Source organism: Hyphomonas sp. GM-8P, from assembly GCF_003263315.1.
Lineage (GTDB): Bacteria > Pseudomonadota > Alphaproteobacteria > Caulobacterales > Hyphomonadaceae > Hyphomonas.
The window spans coordinates 1-1,270 of the sequence record NZ_AWFE01000003.1; the positions used below are offsets into that span (position 1 = coordinate 1).

Sequence of the window (1,270 nt, forward strand, 5' to 3'; positions counted from 1 at the left end):
CCAAAGCAAAAAGGCCGCCCGGATTGGGCGGCCTTTTCGGTTCTATGAGGCGTTTGCCTTCAGGACTTAGTCCTTGATGGCCGAGACGACGCCGGCACCGACCGTGCGGCCACCTTCGCGGATCGCGAAGCGCAGGCCCTGGTCCATGGCGATCGGGGTGATCAGCTCGACGTCCATCTTCACGTTGTCGCCCGGCAGGACCATTTCCTTGTCAGCCGGAAGCGTCACGATGCCCGTCACGTCCGTCGTACGGAAGTAGAACTGCGGACGGTAGTTCGTGAAGAACGGCGTGTGACGGCCGCCTTCTTCCTTGGTCAGGATGTAGGCCTCGGCTTCGAACTTGGCGTGCGGCGTGATCGAGCCCGGCTTGGCCAGAACCTGGCCGCGCTCAACGCCTTCACGGTCCACACCACGCAGCAGGGCGCCGATGTTGTCGCCAGCCTGGCCCTGGTCGAGCAGCTTGCGGAACATTTCAACGCCCGTACAGGTCGTCTTCACAGTCGGGCGGATGCCGACGATCTCGATTTCCTCGCCAACCTTGATGATGCCCTGCTCCACACGGCCGGTCACAACCGTACCGCGGCCGGAGATCGAGAACACGTCTTCGACCGGCATCAGGAACGGCTTGTCCAGCGGACGCTCCGGCGTCGGGATGTACTCGTCGACAGCCGCCATCAGCTCAAGGATCTTGTCCTTGCCGATCGCATCGTCACGGCCTTCCACAGCCGCCAGCGCCGAACCGGCGATGATCGGAATGTCGTCGCCCGGGAATTCGTAGGACGACAGAAGTTCGCGCACTTCCATCTCGACGAGCTCGAGCAGCTCTTCGTCGTCGACCTGGTCAACCTTGTTCAGGAACACGACCAGCGCCGGCACGCCGACCTGGCGGGCCAGAAGGATGTGCTCGCGAGTCTGCGGCATCGGGCCGTCAGCTGCGTTCACAACCAGGATCGCGCCGTCCATCTGGGCAGCACCGGTGATCATGTTCTTCACATAGTCAGCGTGTCCGGGGCAGTCGACGTGGGCGTAGTGACGGTTGGCCGTCTCGTATTCCACGTGCGCGGTGTTGATCGTGATACCGCGAGCCTTCTCTTCCGGCGCCGAGTCGATGTCTTCATACGAGCGCTTCTCACCACCGCCGACTTCCGCCAGAACCATCGTGATCGCTGCCGTCAGCGTCGTCTTGCCGTGGTCAACGTGGCCGATCGTGCCGATGTTCACGTGCGGCTTGTTACGCTCAAACTTTGCCTTGCCCATCGGGCCTCTCCTT

1 protein-coding gene is annotated in these 1,270 nt (G+C 62.6%); it reads right to left on the reverse strand.

Going from position 1 to position 1,270, the window contains the following annotated elements; genetic code table 11:
- Positions 1-66 precede the first annotated feature (66 nt).
- A complete protein-coding gene (gene tuf / locus HY26_RS01605) occupies positions 67-1,257 on the reverse strand; it encodes an elongation factor Tu (protein ID WP_034765806.1) in 1,191 nt (396 codons plus the stop codon).
- Positions 1,258-1,270 lie beyond the last annotated feature (13 nt).